Source organism: Stieleria maiorica, assembly GCF_008035925.1.
GTDB classification, from domain to species: Bacteria; Planctomycetota; Planctomycetia; order Pirellulales; family Pirellulaceae; genus Stieleria; species Stieleria maiorica.
Genome location: NZ_CP036264.1, coordinates 3,382,850 through 3,406,121 on the forward strand (window position 1 = coordinate 3,382,850; position 23,272 = coordinate 3,406,121).

A 23,272-nucleotide genomic window follows, 5' to 3' on the forward strand; every position below is an offset into this window, starting at 1 on the left:
TCGCGGACCAGCCGATTCTTTTTCATGACTCTTTGATACGCTGCCCCCCTGAACGTGAAACACATGGCGCTCTTGAACCCGTTGCCGATCGCATCGGAAACGCTTTCCCTGAACCAGTCCCTCGCCACGGTCGCCTACATCGTGGCCGCGGTTCTGTTCATCCTTTCGTTGGCCGGGCTGTCCCACCAAACGAGCGCCAAACGTGGAAACCTGCTGGGCATCATCGGCATGCTGTTGGCGATCGGGGCAACCATCGTGGGCGTGATGAGCGGCGGGCGGCTGTGGATGGCGGCTGCGATCATTCCCGCTGCGTTGATCGGTGCTCGATTGGCGGTGCGTTTGTCGATGGACCACCTGCCGCAACTGGTCGCGATCCTGCACAGCTTCGTGGGTCTGGCGGCGGTGCTGGTCGGACTGTCCAGTCACATCGATCCCGGCGTCGAAGTTCCCGAGGGAGAGTTGCTGATTCACAAGATCGAAATCTATGTCGGCGTCTTTATCGGCGCGCTGACCTTCACCGGTTCGATCGTCGCGTTTTTGAAACTGGCCGAGCTGATCGGAGGCCGCGCGCTGACGCTGCCCGGCCGCCATGTCATCAATTTGCTGTTGTTGCTGGCCTGTGTCGGGCTGGGGATTTGGTACTGCCGCGTCGAAGCCGTGGCCGCGACCACGCCGCTGTTGATCATGACCGCGATCTCGTCGCTGATCGGCGTTCATATGGTGATGGCGATCGGCGGTGCGGACATGCCGGTGGTCGTTTCGATGCTGAACTCCTATTCTGGTTGGGCCGCCGCGGCCGCCGGATTCATGCTGAAAAACCACCTGCTGATCGTCACCGGTGCTTTGGTCGGCAGCTCCGGTGCGATTCTGTCGTACATCATGTGCGCGGCGATGAACCGCAGCTTCATCAGCGTGATCATGGGCGGGTTCGGCACCGGCTCCGGTGCCGCGGCGGCGGTCGTGGAAGGAACCACCAAAGAGTTCAGTGTCGAGGACACGATCGCGATGCTGGAAGAGGCGCAAAGCATCGTGATCGTGCCCGGATACGGCATGGCGGTCGCTCAAGCACAACACTCGCTCGCCGAAGTCGTCCGCACGCTGCTGAAACGCAACAAAGAAGTTCGATTCGCCATCCATCCGGTCGCCGGGCGTTTGCCGGGACACATGAACGTGTTGCTGGCCGAAGCCAACGTGCCCTACGACATCGTCTTGGAGATGGACGAAATCAACGAAGACATGTCCGATACCGACGCGATCCTGGTGATCGGGGCCAACGACATCGTTAATCCCGCTGCCTTGGACGACCCGAACAGCCCCATCGCCGGAATGCCGGTCATCGAAGTCTGGACCGCGAAGACCTGTGTGGTCATGAAACGCGGCATGGCGACCGGATACGCCGGAGTGGGAAATCCGCTATTCTTTAAAGACAACACCTACATGCTGTTCGGCGACGCCAAACAGAACATCGACGCAATCCTGAAGGGCCTGCAGCGGTAACCATCGGGCATAAGAGTTGGTGTCCAGCCTTTAGGCGATCACGTTTCTATGTACGATGGCCCTTCCGGGCCGTCGGCAGTAAGACTTTGCGCGACGACCTAGAAAGGACGTCGTACCTTCATCCGAAGATGGCGTCTAACTCAATCGAGCTGATCAAATGAACGCAGCGATCAAGAACGTCGCCTTCGCCATCACACTCTCTCTGCTCACGTCCGCAACCTCCGGATACGCCGAGACCTCAACGACCCAGCTGCGTCAACAAACGCGGAAACAACTGCGACTGGAAGCGACCGCGGCATCGGCACAAGCCCAAGACGATGCGGCCGCGGCGTTGTGCGACCTGTACGTCGTTTTGCGTCGCGATCCGCGCTATGGGACGAGCGACATGCTCCAAGGCGACGCGGCAAAAGTGCGCAAACGCTTGATGACCATCGCACGCCGCCGCGAGATTCAACTCGGTCGCAAGGGGATTGCCCGTCCGGCGGCATTGTCAATGCAAGTGGATTCGGCGATCCGAGCGGCGCTTGTGGACCAGAAATCTACAGATCAGGAAGCTGGGGACCAAAAATCAGCAACGCCGGAGAGGAACGAAGTTCGAACCGTCAACCCGGTCGCAGGCGGCGGAGCTGCCGCCGGAGCGGGATGGCAACTCGTGGAGTTGATTGAACGGATCGTGGCACCGGACTTCTGGGAATCACGCGGAGGCGTCGGGTCGATTCAGTACTTTGCCATGCGACGCGTCTTGGTCGTGCGAGCGACGAGCGACGTTCATCAACAAGTCAAAGACCTGTTGATGGCACTGAGGTAGCAGGTCAGCTTTACGTCATGCGGAGTTGAATCGAGTACAAACGCGCGGCGCCCGCTCGTTCGTCTCGATGGAAGTGACTCTCTCGATTGTGGCCGGTTGATTTCATCAGCCGTATGGCGCAAGCCTACGGGCCCTGGTATTACGGGCCCTGGTATCTTTTCGTCACGTTACAGGCCTGTACGCTCGCGCGTAACGGCTGATCCCACGTGTGATCGGATTCAGTCAACGGGCCGCTCGCACTGAAAGCCCGTATGATCGGAAACTGACGCGGTCCGGCTTGACCATCACAAAAGCGGAAAAATACTTGACATCGGTATGACCGACTGCCAGACTGCACCGAAGTGTTAAAAAATTCTTGTCGAAAGCGGCCAGCAGAGGTGAGGCGATGGGGGCGGATCAACTCAGTCGTCGCGAGCGGGAAATCGTCGACATTTTATACGCCAAGGAAGAAGCGACCGCGGCCGAGGTTCGGCTGGCGATGACGGGGGAGCCGTCCGATGCGACGGTCCGCACGTTGCTGCGGATCCTGGGCGAAAAGGGATTTGTCAAACATCGTCGCAAAGGCCGGCAGTTTCGCTATCGTCCGGTTCAGCCCAAACGGCGAGCCGGGAAACAGGCGTTTCGGCACGTCCTGGACGTGTTCTTCGGCGGGTCGGTCGAAGAAGCATTGGCGTCTCACTTTTCAGATCCCACCACCAAGCTGGATGAGGACCAGTTGGACCGGCTGCGAGCATTGATCTCTGAAGCAGAACGGAGGGAATCGCGATGAGTGGTTGGATCTGGCAATGGATCGATTTCGGACACGCACATCCCGAGATGTCAAAACTCGCCGCCGGCATCACGCACGCCGCGCTGATCGTCTTCCTGGCATGGGGGATCGAACGAATCGCACGGCATCGCCCGTCGAGTTTTCGACACAGCATTTGGGCCTGTGCGTTTTGTGCCCTTGTGTTGCTCGTTCCTCAGGCTTTGGTCTCGTTCCCGCTGCGGATTCCGATCCGCATGTCACGCGTGACAGATCCGGTCAACTCCCCCAGCGCGGTCAGCCTGGATGTAACGATGGATCTCGTGTCAGAATCTGAAACCGCGGCGATGGACGGGGGCGTTGACGACACGGCGTTGGACGCATCTGGTGTCGAGGCGGTCGCAACGGCCTTTGTTCCCGAAGTAAAGCCTGCTTCAGCATTGCGGTCGCCTCCCACGATTCAAACACCTCCCACACGATCTCGATTCAGCTTGGCTTCGACCGGCATATTGATTTACGCCTTGGGAGTTGCATTGTGGCTGGCCAGGATTCTGCGGAGCTGGGTGCGGTTGAGAAGGATCGCACGAGAGGCGAGCCGGTTTCCCGACGCCGATACGGAACTTGTCCAAACATGCATGTCGCGAATCGGGTTGGAAAAAATGCCTGACTGCCGGGTTTCATCGGCGATCTCGTCTCCGTTGACGTTCGGCATGATGCATCCCGTGATCCTCGTCCCGCGACAGTTCGAGTCGTTCACCGCCGACCAACGGCGGCATTGTCTGTTGCATGAAATGGCACACGTTGTCCGGCGCGATGCCTGGTGGAATTGGGTCGCCGAAATTACTGCGGCGGTGTACTGGTTTCATCCGTGTGTCCACTGGGCGCGAATTCAATTGCGCCGTTCTCGGGAAGACGCTGCGGATGATGCGGTCATGCGAACGGGAGAACGGCCCGCGTCGTACTCACGCAGCTTGCTGGAAATCTCACAGCAGATCGCCGGGAAAATGGCCAACCCGAGCGTGGCGATTCACTCGGGAACCAATCTGGAGCAACGGATCCGCCGAATCGTGGCGCCGACGCTGCGATTGGATCAACAACCGCGCTGGGCCGTGGCGTTGCTTGCGGCCGGGTTTGTGTCCATCGCCGCGATCAGTTTCAGTGTGGAGAGCGTCGTGGCGCAGAAGCCGCCACTGCCGAATCGAACAGCAGAGACGGACCGAACGTCCCCGCCAGGAAACACGTCCACGCCTGAGAATCTGACTGCCGCGTCGACAGTCGTCGAACCGGCGGAGAAAGAAACGGCATCAGTGAACGAAGCGGGGCTGTTTGATCGGTTTCGCACGGCAAATCGATTCCAACCGAAAACGGAGGCGACCAAACGCATCGAGATCCAATTCCAAGGTCAAGTGGTCGACGATATTGGTCCAGTCGCCGGGGCCGTCGTTTTGATCCGCGAGTTTGTTCCCTCTCCGAATCCAAATGGCAACCACACCGATCCGCCGATTGTTGCCCGAACGATGACGGATTCTGCCGGCCGGTATGAAGTCGATGGCGTCCCCATCGCGCGACTGAAGTCCCCTGTCCGCGCCCGTTGGGAGATTTTGGTGGCCGATCGCGATGGACGTCTCGGGCTCGGCGCCTACGCACTGACATCGTTCACACTCCGTCAACCGAGACCATGGAACGCGTCGGTTGACATTCAGTTGCCCGGACCAGAATCGGTCACCGGTCGAGTCATTGAGTCCGACGGGAATTCGCTGGCCGATGTCCGCGTTGCGGTGAAAGAAATCACCGTCCCCGAAAGCGTCCGCGGTGACGCCGGACCGTTTATGGATCCCGAGCGAGCCAGTTTGCCAAAACAGCCGCATCGATTTTCCTTTCCCACGGACCGAATTCATCTGTCGGCGATCACTGCCGGCGACGGCCAGTTCACTTTTCGAGTGCCGGAGAACGCATCACTGGTGTTGGGGCTGAAACGCGCGGAGTTTTTCCCGCGGTTGGCCCGACTGTCCGCGCCCGGCAGCCCCCAGGCCTCTAGACTTTCCGGGGGCATGATCGAATTGGTGTCGCCGGCAACGATTCCCTTGCGGCGACTGCTTGAGGTTCCGCTGTCGATTCGGAATCCCGAAGGCGATCCGGTGAAGGAGTTCACGTTGGTCGCGTTGCCTTCCGAAGGCAATGCGCCGACGCAACGATTGCAAGTCACTCCCGACGGAACCCTTCGTACCACGGCTGAGTTTTTAAGATCGGTCGCCGGGCCAGACGGTCACGTGCGGTTGATCGCGACGTTCCCGTTCGATTCCGGACTCGTGCATCTCGCCCAATCGGTACCAGCAGAAACCATCATCACCGAGAAGGGTCTGCAGTGGAATGCGCAGCGTGGACGCCAAGCGTCGGGCAGAGTTGTCGTGTCAGACAGCGGCGCGGGGATCGGCGGAGTGGAAGTGTGTTGGCATCAACAACCCGATCGGATCGAAGCCTCTCCGTTAAGTTGCCAGAGCGACGGGCAGGGGCGATGGCAAATGGTCGTCCCGAATGAACGGGGATTTCTATCCGTAATCGGCAGCATCGCCGGGATGGATCTGTTGACTTTCGACGCGTTCAATGAGGATACGTCCGAGACACAACGGTTGACTCAACGTGTTGCTTCGGGAGCGGTGGGATCCGCGTTGACGGTTCCCGATTTTCATGTCGATCGTATTCCGCCCCGGATCGTGACGGTCGTCGACAGCTCCGGTGCGGCGGTCCCGGAGGTCTGGGTCCACAGCGAACATGTCGAAACCATCCAGCGGAATGGCAAGGTCTATCACTTGCCCCAACGCCTGGCCCGACCGGAGCGGACCGATGCCGACGGTCGGTGTTCGCTGGTGCTCAATCGTACGCAATGGCAACACGGATCGATCAAAGTGATCGAGTACAACGACGAAGACGCGGAGCCAAGCCCCGCGTTCATCGGCGCCGTCAAGGAAATCACGCCCGATCCGGGTGCACCGATCAAGCTGGTGCTACGTGAACCCTGGATCGTGACCGGTCGCGTGCTGATCGACGGCCAACCGGCGCGGGGGTTACAGATCGGACTGACCACGCGAATGATCCGCTCCAACGATTTCGGACTGTTCAAGACCGACACCGTTACCTTCGACGGCGACGGCAACTTTGAACTCAAGGGTATCGCGGGACCGGAGTATTCGGTCGCCGTTCGTAAGGTTTCTGGCGACACGCCGACCTACTACTACTGGCAAACGCCGATCGCCGAAGTCGCGCCGGGGCGCTACTCTGTCGGAACGCTCTCCATCGCCAGCGATCAACTCAAAACCCATCAACAGCTGTACGACGAGCGTTATCGGAACGTGGCACCGAACCCGGGTGCGAACGAGTAGCTGGACGACGTTAGCATGACGTAGCTACATTCGCCAGAGTGTGGTAAACCACAGCCGACAAGCGTTTCGCTCTTCCCGACAACCAAGCGACCGACCTCAAACGCCCGCCCGATCACAACAAGGAACACCCGATGACCGAACCTGAATCCACGCCCGAGCCCGAGGCTCCATCCAAAGAAACGCTTCGGTTGGCAATGAAAGCGTTTCGCAAACGGTTGAAATTGATGCAGTTGGACGAAGAGTCCACGCTCGGCCACGGCCCGATGTCGTCGGGGCGTAAATCCAGCATCGCCGCGATCCGGCCGCCGGATCAGTTTCCCAAGGCGGTTTGGCAAGAACTCGCCCGCCAAGGCAAACTCCGCCATGACGGCGGAGGGCTGTACGCGATCACCGAGACCTGAACGTCACTTTGCCAGGAGATCACCCTCGAACGTTTCCGCGTTGGGGAATCCGACTCGCCATCCGGCGTTGATCGTCGCTTGCCCCGCGAAGTCCGACGCATCCAGCAAGGCTGTGGGAGACTTTTCGATCCTTCCCTGCGTGTCCACGTAGGCCTTGATCAAATACTGCCCCGCGGCCAGCGGAAACGATTCGTCGTTGCCGTCGTACTCTGAATCAAGATTGGATGCGATCAACATCAGCGCGCCGTTGACCATGCCCCTGGGGGTGACGACCGATTGGGTGAACGCGACCGGATCGGGCGACCATCCGCCGGAGGTGTCTTGGCGGTGGACGAACAGCTGGACCACCGTTCCCGGTTTCCATTCCGGCGGCGTCCCTTTGACGCGCAAGATCCGTTGGGTTGCGATCCAATTGTCGGCGGGCAACTGGTCGGCGTTCGCGTAGTGATCGCCGACGACCGCCGCGTAATCTTCCAACCAGGCAACGATCAACTTGTAGGAATGGTCGTCGACGTGCATCTTGATCCCTCCCATGTGGGACACCGGATCGGAGGAAGACGGCTTGGCGAGGGTTCCATCGTCTTGCTTGGGCGGCAGCTTGGACGTCGGCTTGAGCACCAGGAGGCTTTTGGCGGGGTTCTTGAGATTGATCAGCGGAAAACTCTCGCCGGTTTGCTTGCGACTGCTGGCGACCAGGGCCGCGAGCGTCGCCTCGGGCGTTTCCCGGAACAGATTCATCCGCGCCCCGTACGTTTTCACGTACTCCCGGTGTCGCTCGGCAGGCTTCTCGTGTTTGGGATTGGCGGGATCAATCTCGTCGGGCGTGTGACAGGGAAAGCAGCGCATGCGTTGCGACCAGACGTTGCGGGTGAACGCCTCCAGCACGCGACTCTTTCGGGCGTGACGAACGACTTCCAGCGGCTTCGCCGGACCGATCGATGAATGTTGCTCGGGGGCGGAGCGCGAGACCAAGTCTGGGTCGCTGCAACAGGCCGTGATCCATGCCGAAAACGCTTCGTATTCGGCCCGACGGGTCTTTTCGTGAATCCGTTTGGCCAGCGGATCGGCGTCCTTGTCGCCCATCCGAATCAGCGTCAGGATTTTCGACTTCTCGGGCGAGTCAACGTCGACCAGGCCTCCGTCACGCAGGGCCATGAACGTGTCGGCGTGGGACGGCAAGATGTAATCCTTCAAATCAACCGACGACAAGTGACATTGCACACAGCTTGATGGGTTGGGCGAACGAAAGATCGGCATGATTCGTTCTTCGAACACCTGCATCGCCGGCGTCGATGCCGATTCCTCGGCCACCGCGGGCGAGATGCCCAAGCCAACGATTACAACGACGGCCCCGAGACAACGAGACGAGAGACGCCAACCGATCGATGGGTGTGCCATGATTCCGCTCCGGATATTGGTGAACGCGACCTGATTAGCAATAGTGTACCGCCGCCATCGGGTCCACGCTGACAGTCACTGCGATCCTGGCAAAATCCTCCGAATGCAAAAAGTGTCGAACCGTTGTCCTCAACTGTTCCCCGGTGACCGCGTCGCGGGCACCCGGTCCGGACGCTCAGCCGGACGGCTGAGACAGAACAATTGGGACAATGGTTCTACAAAAGTGTCGAACCGTTGTCCGCAACTGTTCCCCCGTGACCGCGTCGCGGGCACCCCCGGACGCTCAGCCTGACGGCTGAGACAGAACAATTGGGACAATGGTTCTACAATCAGTGTCAACTTTCTGGCACGGCCCGGGACGATCCGTTCTAATCCCCTTCCGTCCACTTCTGCTGCCAGCAAACGTCTGCCGCCGGATCAATTCTCGCTGGTCCGCATGCACGGACCGATCGATCTTCGCAGCTCGAACTCGCGTTGGTTTTCAGCTGATCTGCGGCGCAACTCGAAATCGAATGCAATTGCCTGTTTCAATGACGACTGCAAACCGTGTCTCCGTATTCGCAAGGCGAGCTATCCGAGTTCTAGGGCTCTCACTGGCATTGTGTCTTGCCGTGTCTTGCGCACGGGACGATGCGAATCTAAAGACTGGGACTTGTTTGGAGGTGTGCGAGTTTACCGCCGAATACAGCAAGTCAGATCTGGACGAGATGCATCCGAGTACGCGGCTATCGAGTTTCCAGTCCGGGGCGATTGAGTACGCGTCCTACATTGCATTTTTGTCCAACCACTTTGATGTGGATCTGACGCGCGAGCTGATGAATCTGACGGACGAAAACGGGAGCACCGCGTCGCTGGGTGAATGCACGCTCAAGGACTTCGCGGATGCCATCGATCGCTTGAGGAGGGAGAGCCGCGTCGATGCGCCCCCGTCCCAATAATTATTGGCCCGGCGGTTGCGTCGCATCTGAGGCATTACACCCGGCCTTCTTATCGCGAATCGGTCTCGCCGTCGGCGTGCGATTGGCGGTGGCGTTGCAGGTTCTTGCTGACGCGCATCAGCAGCGCTCGGTCTTCGGCGCTCAGGCCTTCCGTTCCGTGCTCGCTGACGATTTGTAGGACTTGGTCCAAGCGGGCGGCGTCGCTGGCTTCTTCGTGCTCGCGTCGCATCGCCGCGCGGACGCGTTTGCGTTTTTGGCGCATCCGCACCGAGTCGATCATCTCGCTGATCCAGGGCGTGCGTTTCGGCTTCACGCCGGACGGGCGTGTGACCGGTGCGTCGAGGTCGCTTTCGCGCAGCTCGGTGACGTCGAAATGCGCCGAGATCGGATCGGCGCCGGCGATGTGGACCGAAGTGATCCAGTCGTGCAGGTCCGACTTTCGCGTCGAGACCCACAAGGCGACCGCCAACAGCAACAGGATCGGCCAGCGTGGCAGGTTCACATCGCCGTCGGCGATCAGGGTGGCCATGGCGATCACGACGGTGATCAGAGAAACGAATTGCAGCAAGCGTCGCAGCAGTCTTAACTGCAGGCTATCGTCGGCGTCGGCGGCCAACAGGACGACGACCGACGCGAGGGCCCCGCGGCCGAGATTTTTCGGCAACGGATAGGCCTGGCACGCCGCTTGAATCCAGAACAGCCACGCGGCAGTCAGGTAACAATTCGCCACCGCGTCCAAGCCCAGCCCCGGCGTCGCCAATTCCCGCAACCACAGCGTCGCGTCGGCATAACCGTCGGTCCGTGTCAGCATGTGGACGGCCAGGCACGCGGCGCCAAAAATCACCAATGCGGTCAGAGAAAAACATGCCGCCATCAGGTTGGCGACCGCCGTCCAGGGGTAACGTCGGTAGAGCGGATTGGCCGCTTCGACGCCCAGCACTCCGATGGTGATCGATTCGCTTTTGGCATCGGTCCAGTAGTGCAGGCACAGGTGCACCAGAAGCTGGACGCCCCAGCCGAAGAACCAAATCGTCACCGCGGTCAGGGTCACCAGCGGCAGGTCGCTGTTTCCTTCGCGGCCCTGGACCATGGCGACCAGCCCTGTCAAAACCGCCAGGGCGATGAACACCGAGTACGAAATGTACAGTCGAATACCGGCAATCGCCCCCAGCGGCATGGACCAGTTGTCCGCCGGTTGGGGTTCAAACGAGCCGCCCGGGCTCTGCGAATCGACATCGAATGCGGGCATGGATCCGGACTGGCGAGACACGCGCTGCAGGGAGGGGGGGACAGGTCCCGATTATTATACCGATGGAAAACTCATTCTTCGTCAAGCGACTCGGCAAAGTTCGCCGAATTGTTGGCCCATATCACTCGGATCCGGCCCCTTGAGTGAGCTGCGGTCAGCGGAGGGTGGGGCGACGTCCATTCGAGGTCGTTGGGCAGAGCCCCACGAGCGACGGCCCGGAAGGGCCATCGTACCCCGAGCGATCCGTCTATCAAACGCTGCCGCGGCTGGATCGTGCCCAGCGAAGCGTCGTGAAAATTGCGTGAAACTGATCTTGACGTGAAATCGGCCGATCGTGAAACTCCCTCGGCTCGTATGCGAAGCATCGATCGTGGCCCACCGCGTCCGGCAGAGCCTCGCCCTTTGGGGGGATACATCTGTCGGCGGCGTCCTTTGGGCCGCGAAATTTGTTACGCTGCAACGGAGTGCGTGTGATCGAAATTTGCTCGAACGGCTTTCAGGAGAAAGCCTTTGCCTTGCCGCGTTGAGGGCCGCCCGAACGAAACGGGCCGCCGCCAGGTGGAATCAGGCACGAGTCGACCGATCCGGATGGTTTCGCGAGTCCTGCGCGAAGGTACAACAGCGGCTGAAAAACAGCGGCTCAATACTACGGCGCGGGAAGAATTTCAGCGAGTGGCTTTGTCCGCAATGATGGACCTGGACCTCAAAGAGCGAGTGCGTGCCGCCGTCGACATTGTTGACGTGGTCGGTGCGTCATTGACGCTGGTCCCTAAAGGACGCACGCTGGCGGCCCATTGCCCCTGGCACGACGACCGCTCGCCCTCGCTGACGGTCAACCAGGAACGGCAGACCTGGAAGTGTTGGGTCTGCGACATCGGCGGTGACGTCTTTAATTTTGTCATGCACCGCGACGGCGTCGACTTTGTTACGGCGCTGCGGACACTGGCCGAGCAAGCCGGCATCGAATTCCAGGCCGGCCCCAAAGTCGAACCGGGATCCAAGAACGACAAGGCGACGCTCTTTGCCGCCGTCAAGCTGATCTGTGATGCCTACTTTGATCAACTCGACTCGCCCCAAAGTGACGATGCCAAGATCGCCCGCGACTACTTGGCCAGTCGTGGCATCGACGACCAGCACCGGCAACTGTTTCGCATCGGGTTCGCACCGGACAGTTGGGATTTCGCCACCGGGTTGCTGAAACGCGAAAAGTTTCGCCCCGAAATCGCCGCCGCGGCCGGAGTGGCGTTGAATCGTCGAGGCGGCAGTGGCAGCTACGATCTGTTCCGCGGTCGTTTGATGTTCCCGATTCACGACATGCAAAACCGCCCGATCTCGATGGGCGGTCGCGTGATCCCGGAAATCGCCACGCGGCACGGCGAGAATGTGGGCGGCAAGTACATCAACGGCCCCGAGACCAAGTTGTTCCGGAAATCCGAACAGCTTTACGGATTGCAACTCGCCAGGGACTCGATCCGCAAGGGCGGACAAGCCTTGGTGATGGAAGGGTACACCGATGTCATCGCAGCTCGGCAAGCGGGTATCGAACCGGTCGTCGCAGTCCTGGGCACCGCGCTGGGCGAAGCCCACGTCCGCACGCTCAAGCGATTGGCCAGCCGCGTCGTTCTGGTGCTGGACGGCGATGCGGCCGGACAGCGACGCGCCGACGAGGTGTTGGAGTTGTTCATCAAGGCCGATGCCGACCTGCGAGTCCTGACGCTGCCCGATGCCTTGGACCCGGCCGACTACTTGGACCGGCACGGACGCGAATCGCTGGAGCGACTGGTCGAGCAATCCCCTGACGCGCTCGAGCACAAGCTGAGCTCCTTGACGGCCGGAGTCGACGTCACGCACGACACCCACGCGGTGATGCAAGCGATCGACACGATGACGGGAATCCTGGCCAAGGCGCCGCGGATGGACCCGCTAAAGCAAGACCAGATGATCCTGCGTCTGTCGCGGACGTTCGAAATCTCTCAGTCGCGTTTGGAAGACCGGCTGGAAAAGAAACGCGAAGAGGAGAAAGCGAAACAGCGCCGTGCGGCCAAGTTCCGAGCCGCGGCGGCTGAGAACGCGGAGTCCGCGAAACCGGCGCCCGCCAAGCCCCCGCATCGCTCTTCGCCGCCGGCCCCGGCCGGATCGGCAACCGGTCCGATCGATCCCAACTTGCTGTTGGCCGAAGCCGCCGGCATCGACCCCGACGATTCGTGGTTCCCCGATCAATCGCATTTGTCATCGCCCGACGTCGGATCGGCCGCCAGTAGATCGGCCGCCAGTAGATCGGCCGCCAGTAGATCGGCCGCCAGTGGATCGGCCAGGTCTTCGCGTGGGGCCAGCACTGCTGAAGACCGCGAGGTCCCGCTGAGCAGCTTCGACCGCGAGTTGTTCGAAACGATGATCGAGTCGCCCGAGCTGGCCGGCCGGGCGGTCGAAATGATCGATCCCGATTGGCTGGACACGTTGTCGGCAAAAATGATCTTGGCGGCCTATCAGGAATTGGACCTGCAGGGCCGTGACCTGACCGCCGAAACATTGCTGGCGTTGATCGAAAACGATTTCTTGAAAAACGAAGTCGTCACGATGCAGTTTCGCTTGGCACAACGCGAAGGCAAACTCTCGCAAAGTCCCGAGCAGAGATTTCAGTCGCTGTTGGAGCAATTTCGTCGACGAGAAAACATTGCAGAAAAGCATCGACAAATCGCAAAACTTGAAACATTGGCCTTGGACGAATCCGAAGAGCTGGATCTATTAAAGCAGCTATTCGATTCGGAAAAACATCGTCAGCAAATCGACCGCTAGGGAGGGCTGAACGAACACGACCGAATGACGCCCGCAACGTCAAGCACAATTTGACACCGCGCTCGGAACAAAGCGCCGACGCGGTGAAAGGAACGACCCGCACGCCCATGATGGGCAACTCAAACATGAGGTTTTGAACAATGCTTTTGATGGATCGAGAACTTGCCGAATTGGTAGAGCGTAGTCACGAGCAAGGATGCCTGACCTACGATGAAATCAACGCCTACCTTCCCGATGAAGACGGCAGCCCGAGAAAGCTGAACAAGCTGATCGAAGCGATCGAGCGGTTCGGGATCAAGCTGGTCGACGGGCACAGTGCCGCGACCGTCTCGAAACGTCGTCCCGAGCCCAACGTTCGCGTCCTGCGCGACGTCGGTGACGACGCACCGGCGGCCGATGACGACGACGCAGACGACCAGATGCCCGGCGCGGCCGTCGCCGAAGAACTGGCTAGCGTTGAAATGCCGCGGGCGAGCGACGATCCGATTCGAATGTACCTGAGCCAAATGGCGGAGATCCCGTTGCTGAGCCGCGACCAAGAAATCTCGCTGGCCAAAAAGATCGAAGTCACCCGGCGGCAATTCCGACGCTGTCTGCTGGAGTCCGATTACGCCTTGCGTCACACCGTCGAAGTGTTGCACCGCGTGCACGAAGGCGAATTGCCCTTCGACCGCACCATCAAAGTCTCGCTGACCGAGCACCTGACAAAAGAACAGATTTCCGCGCGGATGCCCCACAACCTCCGCACGCTCGACCGCCTGATCGTGCAAAACCGCGAGGACTTCGAAGCATTGGCGCGCAAGAGCACCCCGCCGCGACTGAAGGCCGAAGTCCGCCGCCGTTTTATCGCACGACGTCGCAAGGCGCTGGAACTGGTCGAGGAGCTGAGTCTGCGGAGCCGACGCGTCACCCCGATGTTGGCGCGTCTGGAAGAGTTCTCAAAACGCATGAATTACATCCGCGCCCGACTGGCGCAACTGGGCAACGACGCGGTCAGCCGAGACGAAGCGGCGGACCTGCGACAAGAGCTTCGCGAATTGATGATCCTGACACAGGAGACGCCGGAAAGTCTGCACAAACGCGTCACCAAGGCACGCGAGCATTTCGAGCGATTCGAAGCCACCAAACGAGAGCTCAGCAGCGGCAACCTGCGACTGGTCGTTTCGATCGCCAAGAAGTATCGAAACCGCGGTCTGTCGTTCTTGGATCTGATCCAAGAAGGCAACACCGGGCTGATGCGTGCGGTCGATAAATACGAGTACCGACGCGGATTCAAGTTCAGCACCTATGCGACCTGGTGGATTCGTCAAGCGATCACGCGGGCGATCGCTGATCAGGCACGTACGATCCGCATTCCGGTTCACATGATCGATGTGCTGAGCAAGTTGCGACAGGCACAAAAGAAGCTGACGCAACAACTCAAACGCGAACCCTCTTATGAGGAGATCGCCGAGTTGACCGAAGTGCCGTTGGAAGAAGTTCAACGGGTGATGGACATCGGCCGGCATCCGGTCAGTCTGGATCGGCCCGTCGGCGAAGGCGAAGACAGCAGCTTCGGCGAGTTTGTCGAAGACAACGACAGTCTGAACCCGGTGCACATGGCTTCGGGCGGCATCCTGCGAAGCAAGATCGACGAACTGCTTAAGACGCTGACGTACCGCGAACGCGAGATCATCCGCTTGCGGTATGGCTTGGTCGACGGCTACAGCTACACGCTGGAAGAGTGCGGGCGGATCTTCAAGGTCACCCGCGAACGTGTTCGACAGATCGAAGCCAAGGCGGTCGCAAAGCTGCAAAGCCCCAGCCGCGCCGACCGACTCGCCTCGTTCATCAAAGTCGCCGCGTAAGTGGCCGCTTTTTCGGGCAGCCGTTGGTGTGCCGTTTTAAGCAATCGTCCGACTTAGGGCGATGCTTTTCTCTGGGTACGATGGCCCTTCCGCGCCGTCGCCCGTAGGGCTCTGCACGACGACCTAGAAAGGACGTCGTACAGCATCGGCCGAGGCTGCTTAAGCCAGTACGCTGAGCCGTAGGCGCTAGCCTCGGGCCTTACCTTAAGCCAATACGCTGAGCCGTAGACGCTAGCCTCGGGCCTTACCGCCGTGTTAAAGGCGTATCAAGGCCCGCGGCTAGCGCCGTCGGCTCACTAAGCCCGCGCCATTCGGCATTTGGATGGTTTAGGTTTCGATTCCGCTGAGCCCGCCTAGGATCCGCCACCAAGCGTCGGATCACGGGCGTTTCATCATTCTGCCCCGAATCATTCTGCCATCTCTCTCCCGCTGCCTCGAGTCAGCTGGAGAGGCAGGTAGAATTTCGAGCCAAGAAGATTGGTGAGACGTCGAAGGCGGGGGTGAACCACGCTCTGGCGAGCGTAGCGACGTTCAGGCACTCGCGTCGACTTTGCTACGCCATCAGCTTCGACGCGAAGTAGGCCAGGACTAATCCGCGAGCCGTCCATAAGATCGTGCGAATCCAGTTGCTGCCCACGAGCAACTGATAATCAGCTCGGGTGAATCCGTTGCCCGTCAATCGGCTGTGGCAGGGCACTTGGATGATTGCGGTCGACAGCCAGATGGCAACCACGGCGATGAAGGCAGTGACCAAAACCCAGCGCGGGATCAGCGGCGGGGCAAAGGCGACCAGCAATCCCGCCGTCGCGATCTCGATCAACATCGGCGGACCGACGATCGGGGTGATCAGGTTGGCATGGTCCGTTTCATACTTGATGAATTCATCGGCACCGACTCGATCAAACAGTTTGTAATGAACGCACTGGACCATCCAGATCAATCCGACCAGGTACCACGTGGTCACCAGGTTGACCAGGAAGATCAGGTTCGCGTTCATTCGATCGACTCCAGCCGATTGACCCCCAGGTGATAACGCAGCGCTTCATCGACACAGGTGAATCGGAATTCGTACCCGGTGTCTTGAAGGACCGACGGGATCACACGGGTGCTGGCCAGTAGTAGCGCATCGGCCATCTCGCCGAGTGCCAGTCGCAGCCCGAAGGCGGGTGCCGGAATTAATGCCGGGCGGGAAATGACTTGACCCAGTGTGCGAGCAAAATCGCGATTGGTTAGCGGCTCGGGCGCGGTCAGGTTGAACGGACCCGAAACCCGCTGGTCACAAATAGCGTGATAGATGGCTCCGATCACGTCGTCCGCCGAGATCCAACTCCACCACTGGCTTCCGTCGCCCAACGCGCCGCCAAAGAACTTGGCCGGGAGCAACATTTTCTCCAGGGCTCCGCCGCGCGGATCCAGCACCATGCCCAGTCGCGCGTTGGCGACGCGGATCCCCGCTTGTTCGGCCGGCCGACATGCCTGTTCCCATTCGGATGCGACCTTTGCCAGGAAGGTGTCGCCCGGCGCACTCGACTCGGTCAACACCTCGTTGCCGCGGTCGCCGTAGATGCCGACCGCTGACGCGCAGACCATGACCTTGGGTGGAGTCGGTAGCTTGGCAAGTGCAGCCGCCAAACGGTTGGTCAAATCAACGCGGCTGTCTCGAATCTGTTGCTTGATCGAATCGGTCCAGCGCCCCTGTGCGATCGGTTTGCCCGCCAAATGAACGACGGCATCGATACCGGAAAGCTTCTCCGCTTCAGACGATGACTCCCAAGGCGCGAGCGCGTCCTGGTCCTCTTCGGCTCGATCCAGGGAGCGCTCCAGCCGAATCACACGGTGTCCCAGCAGGGTCAGCAGAGAACAAAGTTTTTTGCCGACCAAACCGGACGCACCCGAGACCGCGATCTGCATCGGAGCGGCTTGGTACTTGGCCGCCAGCTCCAAATCATCGCGTGTGACCCGATGACGATAGGCAAACATCGTCTCCAGTTCTTTCCGAACGATCGATGCCCCCAAGAATCCGCCGAGCGGCAATTTGTAGGAAATCGAGTCGCGAAGCACGGAGCCGGCCGACGCCGCCGCGTCGAATTGATGCCGATGTTCCCAGTGGGCAAACGGGCCGCGACGCTGGACGTCGACGAAGCATTTCGGCGGGTCGTACTCGGTGTGCTGGGCCACCCAGCGGATCGCGGCCGGACCGGATTTTAATTTCAGAACGACCACGCTGTCCCGTTTCAGGCTTCCGTCAGATGATTCCACCGTGACGTTTTTCCAGGGTGGGATCAGGCGGTCGAGCGCGCCGCGGCGCTCGTGGTAGGCGAACGCTTCTTCTACCCCGACAGGAAGCGTTGTTGAAGCCACATACTTTTTCACTGGGTCTCCAGTTCCTCAAGATTGACGTCACCCGCCATTGCACGAAGCTTGTCCATCGCCCGACGCTCGAGTTGGCGGACACGCTCCTTTGAAACGCCCAAGCGGTTGGCGAGTGACTGCAGTGTATGCACTTTGCGATGCGCTCCGAGCGAAAAACGCGCCCGGATGATGAATTTCTCGCGACGATCCAGTTCGTCCAACATCACGCTCAGGCGACTGCGCAGTTCATGCCAGCGTTTTTCGCTGATCGCCGACTCACGGCCTTCATCGGTCAGGTCCAGGTCCATGTCCTGCAGCCCACCGACCGTCTTCTGCCGTTCCTGTTGGTTGACCACGACGGTGCGGTATGAGTTGCGGCGGATGACCTGGGTGGCGTAGGTGCTGAATCGGAAGCCGCGATCGAAGTCAAACTTTTCGACCGCGCGGATCAGCGCCACGATTCCATCGCTGAGCAGGTCGTCGAATCGGTTGCTCGCGTTTACAAACTTTTTGACAATCGAGAAAACGAGCCGCAGGTTGGCTTCGACAATTCGGTCGCGGTGCCAGGAAGCGAGCGCGATCAAGCGATCGATCAGTTCCAGCCGCACGCGAGACGGGCGGGCCGGGTCGAGTTGGCTGCGGTGAACCGCCGCCTGCTGGAGCAAGTAATTCATCCGCTGGAACAGCATCTGTTCCTGTTCGGGGGTCAACAAGGGGGCCTCGCAGAGTCGTCCGAGGTGGATCGGCATATCGATCCCACTGCGGCGGATCGCCGCGACGCCCAGCTCCGTCTTTCGCGGAGCCAGGTTCAGCGGTTCTGCGAATAACGTCTTGCCCAGATCACGGCGGCCGAACTGGGGATTGGAGATGAACTCGATTTCCTCTCGAAGCCGGCATCGGGTCCGCCGCTTCAATTCGTCGTGGCTGGCCATACCCAGAGGTTCGACCAGGGCGTCGGCGTCGCGATTCGCATCGTTCAATTCGTCCATGGCCAGCCAGGCGGGCGGGCGGGCCCGCAGTTTACCTGCCCGCGCTGGAGGCGGCGTTTTTTTCGTGTTAGACGCAGGGGCGAGGGCTTGGTCGGCGGGCATGGGTCAATTCCTGGGGTGGGGTCGCGAACGATCAAAACGTTCAAAACGGTCATTAGGGTATAGTGAGGTAAAGTTGCAACGACAATGCCCGAAATTAAAAAATGTCGAAAAACCTGTCGCGTCCGCCCCGGAATCGTCAAAACGCCCCTGTTTTCGAAAAGTTTATTTATTTCCAGGTTGGCGTGGCGAAGCTTTTCGATACGATTCGAAACCGATCATGGCGAGCGGTTTTCGTCCAAAACGTTCACCATCAATCACACTCCTTCCTTATTCACTGCCTGCTGTGACTGATTCACTGCCCCAGTTTTCTCCGAAGCAGATCGCCAGCTCGCTGCACGTCAGCGAGTCATCGGTCAAGCGTTGGTGTGACCAAGGGATGATCCCCACGGTGCGGACCGTCGGCGGTCATCGCCGGATCACGCTGTCAGGACTCCGCGAGTTCCTGCGTTCGACCGAGCGGACGATCGTCAATGCGACGGCCTTGGGTATCGAAGCCAGCGAATTGGAGATCCCGGCCAAGCGGCCCCCCCGCCGCCTTGCCGTCCGCGGCGAGGGTACCGAGCCGGCGCAACAGGAATTCCGTGCCGCGTTGGCTGCCGGCGACGAGCAACGTTGCATGACGCTGCTAGAGGAGCGGATCGCGCTGGGGTGGACTCGAGCCGAGACGGCCGAGGACCTGATCACCGACGCGATGCGGGGGCTGGGCGATGCCTGGGATTGCGGCGAGCTGGATGTTTACCAAGAACGGCGCAGCTGCACGATCTGCACGCGGCTGATTCACCATCTCCGCGAGGGGGTTGCGGGACTGCCTGTGGATGCTCCGATCGCAATCGGTGCGGCCCCGGAGTCGGATCCGTATCAACTGCCCACAGCGTTGGTCGAGCTTGCGTTGCGTGAAAGCGGGTGGAATGCGATCAATCTGGGAAATGACTTGCCGCTGGATTCGTTGATCCAAGCGGCTGAGGACTATCAGCCCAAACTGGCGTGGCTGAGCGTGACGTCGGTGGACGATCCGGTTCGGTTTGTGCGCGAGCAAAACAAGCTTGCCGATTCACTGGGGGAAAACGTCAGCTTGATTGTGGGCGGCCGTGCATTGGACGACCAGTTGCGGCCGCGGTTGCGATACACGGCGCATTGCGACAGCCTGCGTCACCTGGTCGAACTGGCCGATGTTTTGAAGCGATAGCGTTTTTCGTTGTATTTTGACAGCGTTTCTTATTTTGCAGTTTTGGCTCCGGCATTGTTCGCTTCAGCGTTGACACATCGTCGTGAATGTCCGTACGTTTGTAGCGAGCCGTCAGCAGCGTGTTGATGCTTTTTCACTTGCTGAGTTCCGGTTTGCTATGAACCGATTTGATGCGACCACGATCTGGAAATCCGTTAGCGAACAAGTTCCCGACGGAGGTGACAGCACCCCACACCCTGTCGACGCTCTTGATGCGGAGGAAGCGGCACGAGAGTCATCCGGTGGAGCAGCGGCTGACTGGTCAGAGGCGATCGGCGCCCAGACCTTTTTTGTGCCGCTGCATTACGAATCGAATTACCGATACCCACTGATCGTTTGGCTGCACAGCGACGGATTCAATGAGAATCAAGTCTGCCATGTGATGCCGCACGTCAGTTCGCGCAACTATGTCGCGACGGGCGTTCGTGCACCTGCGGCGTCTGATCCATCAGGGCATCGTTTCGCATGGAGCAACTCGGTGGCCGCGGTGCAGTGGGCCGAGCGGAGTGTGCTGGAAGCGATCGACCGAACCGCAGCTCAGTACAGTGTACATGCCCAGCGGATCATCCTGGCCGGTTATCAGAATGGCGGCACGATGGCCGCGCGGATCGCGATGCGTCATCCGGAACGGTTCGCCGCGGCGATTTCACTGGGCGGATCCTTCCAGCTGCCGAAATGCTCTGACCTGGACCGCCAGCGACTCAAAGAGCGACGGCTGCCGATGTTGTGGCAACGGTCGATCGAAAGCGAGTTCTACGACCAAACACGCTTGGTTTCGGAAATCCAAGCCGCCAGCTCGATCGGGGCGCAAGTGGAGATCCGGCAATACCGCAACGACGACGAAATGAACACGGCCGTTTTGTCGGATCTGGACCGATGGATCATGAACCATGTGGTGAACGGTGCTCCAGTTGCTAAACTAAGCCCCTGGGATACGAGCCCGACCTCGTTCTCGGATAATTAGCCCACCCGTTTCACCCTCCAGGTTCCACCGTATGGCCGACGAAGACTCTGACGATCTCCCCGAAGTGGCTCAAAGCGATCGCGGCGCGAAGATTCTGATCGTTGACGATGACGCGGAAATCATCGAGTCGGTGCGTTACGCGCTCGAAGACGCCGGATACGAAGTGGTGATCGCACGCGATGGCAATCAAGGTCTGGCGCTGGCCGAACGCGAGTCGCCCAACCTGATCATCCTGGACATGATGATGCCCAAACGCAGCGGGTTCCTGGTCCTGGAAAAACTGCGACGGATGTCCGAAGAAATGGTCCCGGTGATCATGATCACCGGCAACGAAGGCAGTCGCCACAAAGCGTATGCGGAACTGCTGGGCGTCAGCGAATACATCCGCAAACCATTTCAAATGGACAAACTGCTCCGCGCCGTTGGGACTCAGCTGGCATCGGCATGAACTCGCCCGACCGATTCCTGCTCGTTGCCGCTGCGATTGCCGGCGCCACGGGCGTCGCACTCGGCGCGTTTGCCGCGCACGGCTTGGAAGGCTTCCTGCAATCACAAGGGCTGGAACCCGAAATGGTCGCCAAACGCGTCGGGCAATTCGAAACCGGATCGCGGTACCACCTTGTCCACGCGGTCGTCTTGCTGGCCCTGAGCGGATTGGCTGGCCACGGCGGTTCGATGATTCGTCGCGTCGGCGCACTGTTCCTGGCTGGAATCGTTCTCTTTAGCGGCAGTTTGTACGTGCTGGTGTTGACCGGAACCCCATGGCTGGGCGCGATCACACCGCTCGGTGGCGTCGCCTGGATTATCGCTTGGGTGTTGTTGGGGTTTTGGGCGCCCCGTCGGCAAGCGGTTTAACTTGGAAGCCGCCAAGGCTTTCCAGACGGGGCGGGTGGCTCGTAACGCTTGATGGCTTGGTGATTAAAGTCCGCATGTATCAGCTAACGGTAACGTGGCCCCTCGCTTACGCGGTGGCCCCTCGCTTACGCGTCGGGCTAGCATGGAAGTCGGGCTAGCATAGGAAGCGTCGCGTCAGATGAATCAACCGGCCGCCAGCGGCTTGTCTTTCCGCCCGCTCGCGGATTTGCCATCAATTCATTAATCTAACAGTCCGTATGGCCTTGGGATTGTTGAAACGGCTGATCACGGAGCGAGGTGGTTGATGAGCGTGCCTGATTTGACATCGTATACGGAGCGTTGGGATCGCCGGCACTTGTTGGATTTGGAGTCCCTGTCTGCCGAAGAAATCACGCTGTTGCTGGACGTCGCCCAACGGCTGAAGGAGGCGACCGAGGGATGTCGCCGCAAATTGTCGCTGCTGAGCGGCAAGACGTGCGCGAATCTGTTTTTCGAGAACAGCACGCGGACCCGCAACAGTTTTTCTTTGGCGGCCAAACGCCTGGGCGCCGACACGGTCGAATTCGGGTCGACCGGTTCCAGCACGGCCAAGGGCGAAACGTTTGCCGACACGGCCAAGACGATCGAAGCGATGGGCGTGGACTGGGTGGTCACCCGCCACAGCACCCCCGGAACACCCAACCTGTTGGCCCGCGAGCTCGGGTGCTGTGTTTTGAATGCCGGCGACGGCCCGCACGAACATCCCACGCAAGGCTTGCTGGATCTGCTGACGATCCGCCAACACCGCGGCAACCTGGACGGATTGACGGTTGCCTTGGTCGGAGACATCGCCCACAGCCGCACCGCACGGAGCAACATTTGGGGGCTGAAAAAGTTAGGCGCCCACGTGATCATCTGCGGACCGCCGACCCTGGTCAGCCCGCGATGGCAGGAACTGGGTTTTGAAGTGGCCCACCACTTGGACGAAATCCTGCCCCGCTGCGATGTGTTGAACTTGTTGCGGATTCAGTTTGAACGGCAAGATGCACGGCCATTCCCCAGTGTCCGCGAGTACGCGGCGCTGTACGCGATGAACGCCACCCGAATGCGTCACGCCAAGGACAACATCCTGATCATGGCTCCCGGGCCGATCAACCGTGGCGTCGAAATCACCCCGGAAGTCGCCGATGGTCCGCATTCGGTGATCCTGGAACAAGTCACCAACGGAATCGCCGTTCGCATGTCCGCCCTGTACTTGCTGTCGGTCGCGGACGACCGACATGCCAATCGGAACGGCGCAGCGATCGAAACGCAAGCGAACTAAGGGCGGCAAAAAAAATAAATTCCGCGTTTGGCAAACTTATAAGAGCAAGGGAGTGGAGCATATCCGCAGGGAACGATGCTCCAGTGACGGTTGATGTCGATCGAAGCAGTCAAACTCCCTTGCTCTTATAAGTTCCGGTCAGTGAAACCGAGTTAAGAGCTCAGCGAAATCTAACCTGTCAATCACTCGACGATGCGTGTTTGAACCTCTTTCGGCATCGTGAATTGCGGTATTCGCACACTCACCTCACGTGAGCGGAAACGAAGAAGAATGGTAAAAAATCCAACACGATCGACCAGAAGCCAAGTGGACGTTGCTAGAAGGAATCCGTTTCCGCGAATTCCTCGTTTTCATCAGACGCAAACATCACTGCAAGAACCGAGTTTTCAGAAACGGATTCCTTCAAGCAAATATGCCAAACGC

At 59.8% G+C, this 23,272-nt stretch carries 18 protein-coding genes; 13 read left to right on the forward strand and 5 right to left on the reverse strand.

Annotated elements, in window-relative coordinates:
* The first annotated feature begins 63 nt into the window (after window positions 1-63).
* From Mal15_RS11675 to Mal15_RS11695, 5 genes are all read left to right on the forward strand, one after another.
* Window positions 64-1,497, forward strand: coding sequence for an NAD(P)(+) transhydrogenase (Re/Si-specific) subunit beta (locus tag Mal15_RS11675; RefSeq protein ID WP_199773850.1), 1,434 nt, complete (start codon window positions 64-66; stop codon window positions 1,495-1,497).
* A gap of 157 nt (window positions 1,498-1,654) precedes the next feature.
* Window positions 1,655-2,305, forward strand: coding sequence for a hypothetical protein (locus Mal15_RS11680; RefSeq protein ID WP_147867921.1), 651 nt, complete (start codon window positions 1,655-1,657; stop codon window positions 2,303-2,305).
* A gap of 385 nt (window positions 2,306-2,690) precedes the next feature.
* Window positions 2,691-3,074: a BlaI/MecI/CopY family transcriptional regulator gene (locus tag Mal15_RS11685; RefSeq protein WP_147867922.1), complete on the forward strand. Its 384-nt coding sequence runs from the start codon at window positions 2,691-2,693 to the stop codon at window positions 3,072-3,074.
* Complete coding sequence (locus tag Mal15_RS11690; protein ID WP_147867923.1) at window positions 3,071-6,430, forward strand: M56 family metallopeptidase; 3,360 nt, start codon at window positions 3,071-3,073, stop codon at window positions 6,428-6,430. The genes Mal15_RS11685 and Mal15_RS11690 overlap by 4 nt, the downstream gene beginning before the upstream one ends.
* A 131-nt stretch (window positions 6,431-6,561) precedes the next feature.
* Window positions 6,562-6,831, forward strand: coding sequence for a hypothetical protein (locus Mal15_RS11695; RefSeq protein WP_147867924.1), 270 nt, complete (start codon window positions 6,562-6,564; stop codon window positions 6,829-6,831).
* A gap of 3 nt (window positions 6,832-6,834) precedes the next feature.
* On the opposite strand, the gene Mal15_RS11700 is transcribed toward Mal15_RS11695, so the two are convergent.
* The gene (locus Mal15_RS11700) at window positions 6,835-8,229 is read right to left on the reverse strand and encodes a hypothetical protein (protein ID WP_147867925.1); all 1,395 of its coding nucleotides are present in this window, start codon (window positions 8,227-8,229) and stop codon (window positions 6,835-6,837) included.
* 611 nt (window positions 8,230-8,840) lie between these two features.
* Here Mal15_RS11700 and Mal15_RS11705 point away from each other — a divergent pair.
* Window positions 8,841-9,167, forward strand: a complete 327-nt coding sequence (locus tag Mal15_RS11705) for a hypothetical protein (RefSeq protein WP_147867926.1) — start codon at window positions 8,841-8,843, stop codon at window positions 9,165-9,167.
* Window positions 9,168-9,216: 49 nt separating this feature from the next.
* Here the strand turns inward: Mal15_RS11705 and Mal15_RS11710 are convergent, their stop codons facing one another.
* Window positions 9,217-10,416 (reverse strand): hypothetical protein, encoded by a 1,200-nt coding sequence (locus Mal15_RS11710; protein WP_147867927.1) that lies wholly within the window; start codon window positions 10,414-10,416, stop codon window positions 9,217-9,219.
* A 672-nt stretch (window positions 10,417-11,088) separates the two neighbouring features.
* Here Mal15_RS11710 and dnaG point away from each other — a divergent pair.
* Together dnaG and Mal15_RS11720 are read left to right on the forward strand one after the other, a co-directional pair.
* The gene (dnaG, locus tag Mal15_RS11715; protein ID WP_233903411.1) at window positions 11,089-13,212 is read left to right on the forward strand and encodes a DNA primase; all 2,124 of its coding nucleotides are present in this window, start codon (window positions 11,089-11,091) and stop codon (window positions 13,210-13,212) included.
* Between the two features lie 140 nt (window positions 13,213-13,352).
* Entirely contained in the window at window positions 13,353-15,059 is a 1,707-nt protein-coding gene (locus Mal15_RS11720; RefSeq protein WP_147867928.1) for a sigma-70 family RNA polymerase sigma factor, read from the forward strand.
* Between the two features lie 553 nt (window positions 15,060-15,612).
* On the opposite strand, the gene Mal15_RS11725 is transcribed toward Mal15_RS11720, so the two are convergent.
* From Mal15_RS11725 to Mal15_RS11735, 3 genes are read right to left on the reverse strand one after another with little or no spacing between them, the layout of a single operon-like run.
* Complete coding sequence (locus Mal15_RS11725; RefSeq protein WP_147867929.1) at window positions 15,613-16,056, reverse strand: hypothetical protein; 444 nt, start codon at window positions 16,054-16,056, stop codon at window positions 15,613-15,615.
* Complete coding sequence (locus Mal15_RS11730) at window positions 16,053-17,432, reverse strand: TIGR01777 family oxidoreductase (protein ID WP_147867930.1); 1,380 nt, start codon at window positions 17,430-17,432, stop codon at window positions 16,053-16,055. The genes Mal15_RS11725 and Mal15_RS11730 overlap by 4 nt, the downstream gene beginning before the upstream one ends.
* Window positions 17,429-18,343 carry a sigma-70 family RNA polymerase sigma factor gene (locus tag Mal15_RS11735; RefSeq protein WP_390623530.1) on the reverse strand — a complete coding sequence of 305 codons (915 nt, stop codon included), beginning with the start codon at window positions 18,341-18,343 and terminating at the stop codon, window positions 17,429-17,431. The genes Mal15_RS11730 and Mal15_RS11735 overlap by 4 nt, the downstream gene beginning before the upstream one ends.
* A 442-nt stretch (window positions 18,344-18,785) precedes the next feature.
* Here Mal15_RS11735 and Mal15_RS11740 point away from each other — a divergent pair, with 442 nt between their 5' ends.
* The 5 genes from Mal15_RS11740 to Mal15_RS11760 all read left to right on the forward strand — a co-directional run bounded on the left by Mal15_RS11740 (window position 18,786) and on the right by Mal15_RS11760 (window position 22,849).
* The gene (locus Mal15_RS11740) at window positions 18,786-19,688 is read left to right on the forward strand and encodes a B12-binding domain-containing protein (RefSeq protein WP_233903412.1); all 903 of its coding nucleotides are present in this window, start codon (window positions 18,786-18,788) and stop codon (window positions 19,686-19,688) included.
* A gap of 157 nt (window positions 19,689-19,845) precedes the next feature.
* Window positions 19,846-20,691 (forward strand): alpha/beta hydrolase, encoded by an 846-nt coding sequence (locus Mal15_RS11745; protein ID WP_147867933.1) that lies wholly within the window; start codon window positions 19,846-19,848, stop codon window positions 20,689-20,691.
* A gap of 31 nt (window positions 20,692-20,722) precedes the next feature.
* A complete protein-coding gene (locus Mal15_RS11750; protein WP_147867934.1) occupies window positions 20,723-21,139 on the forward strand; it encodes a response regulator transcription factor in 417 nt (138 codons plus the stop codon).
* Window positions 21,136-21,546, forward strand: a complete 411-nt coding sequence (locus Mal15_RS11755) for a DUF423 domain-containing protein (protein ID WP_147867935.1) — start codon at window positions 21,136-21,138, stop codon at window positions 21,544-21,546. Before Mal15_RS11750 ends, Mal15_RS11755 begins: the two co-directional genes overlap by 4 nt.
* 304 nt (window positions 21,547-21,850) lie before the next feature.
* Window positions 21,851-22,849, forward strand: coding sequence for an aspartate carbamoyltransferase catalytic subunit (locus Mal15_RS11760; RefSeq protein WP_147867936.1), 999 nt, complete (start codon window positions 21,851-21,853; stop codon window positions 22,847-22,849).
* The last annotated feature ends 423 nt before the right edge of the window (window positions 22,850-23,272 follow it).

Coding starts and splice junctions, on each gene's coding strand:
- Mal15_RS11675 (WP_199773850.1), top strand. CDS start 64: ATGGCGCTCTTGAACCCGTTGCCGATCGCATCGGAAACGCTTTCCCTG.
- Mal15_RS11680 (WP_147867921.1), top strand. CDS start 1,655: ATGAACGCAGCGATCAAGAACGTCGCCTTCGCCATCACACTCTCTCTG.
- Mal15_RS11685 (WP_147867922.1), top strand. CDS start 2,691: ATGGGGGCGGATCAACTCAGTCGTCGCGAGCGGGAAATCGTCGACATT.
- Mal15_RS11690 (WP_147867923.1), top strand. CDS start 3,071: ATGAGTGGTTGGATCTGGCAATGGATCGATTTCGGACACGCACATCCC.
- Mal15_RS11695 (WP_147867924.1), top strand. CDS start 6,562: ATGACCGAACCTGAATCCACGCCCGAGCCCGAGGCTCCATCCAAAGAA.
- Mal15_RS11700 (WP_147867925.1), bottom strand. CDS start 8,229: ATGGCACACCCATCGATCGGTTGGCGTCTCTCGTCTCGTTGTCTCGGG.
- Mal15_RS11710 (WP_147867927.1), bottom strand. CDS start 10,416: ATGCCCGCATTCGATGTCGATTCGCAGAGCCCGGGCGGCTCGTTTGAA.
- Mal15_RS11720 (WP_147867928.1), top strand. CDS start 13,353: ATGCTTTTGATGGATCGAGAACTTGCCGAATTGGTAGAGCGTAGTCAC.
- Mal15_RS11725 (WP_147867929.1), bottom strand. CDS start 16,056: ATGAACGCGAACCTGATCTTCCTGGTCAACCTGGTGACCACGTGGTAC.
- Mal15_RS11735 (WP_390623530.1), bottom strand. CDS start 18,343: ATGGCCAGCCACGACGAATTGAAGCGGCGGACCCGATGCCGGCTTCGA.
- Mal15_RS11745 (WP_147867933.1), top strand. CDS start 19,846: ATGAACCGATTTGATGCGACCACGATCTGGAAATCCGTTAGCGAACAA.
- Mal15_RS11750 (WP_147867934.1), top strand. CDS start 20,723: ATGGCCGACGAAGACTCTGACGATCTCCCCGAAGTGGCTCAAAGCGAT.
- Mal15_RS11755 (WP_147867935.1), top strand. CDS start 21,136: ATGAACTCGCCCGACCGATTCCTGCTCGTTGCCGCTGCGATTGCCGGC.
- Mal15_RS11760 (WP_147867936.1), top strand. CDS start 21,851: ATGAGCGTGCCTGATTTGACATCGTATACGGAGCGTTGGGATCGCCGG.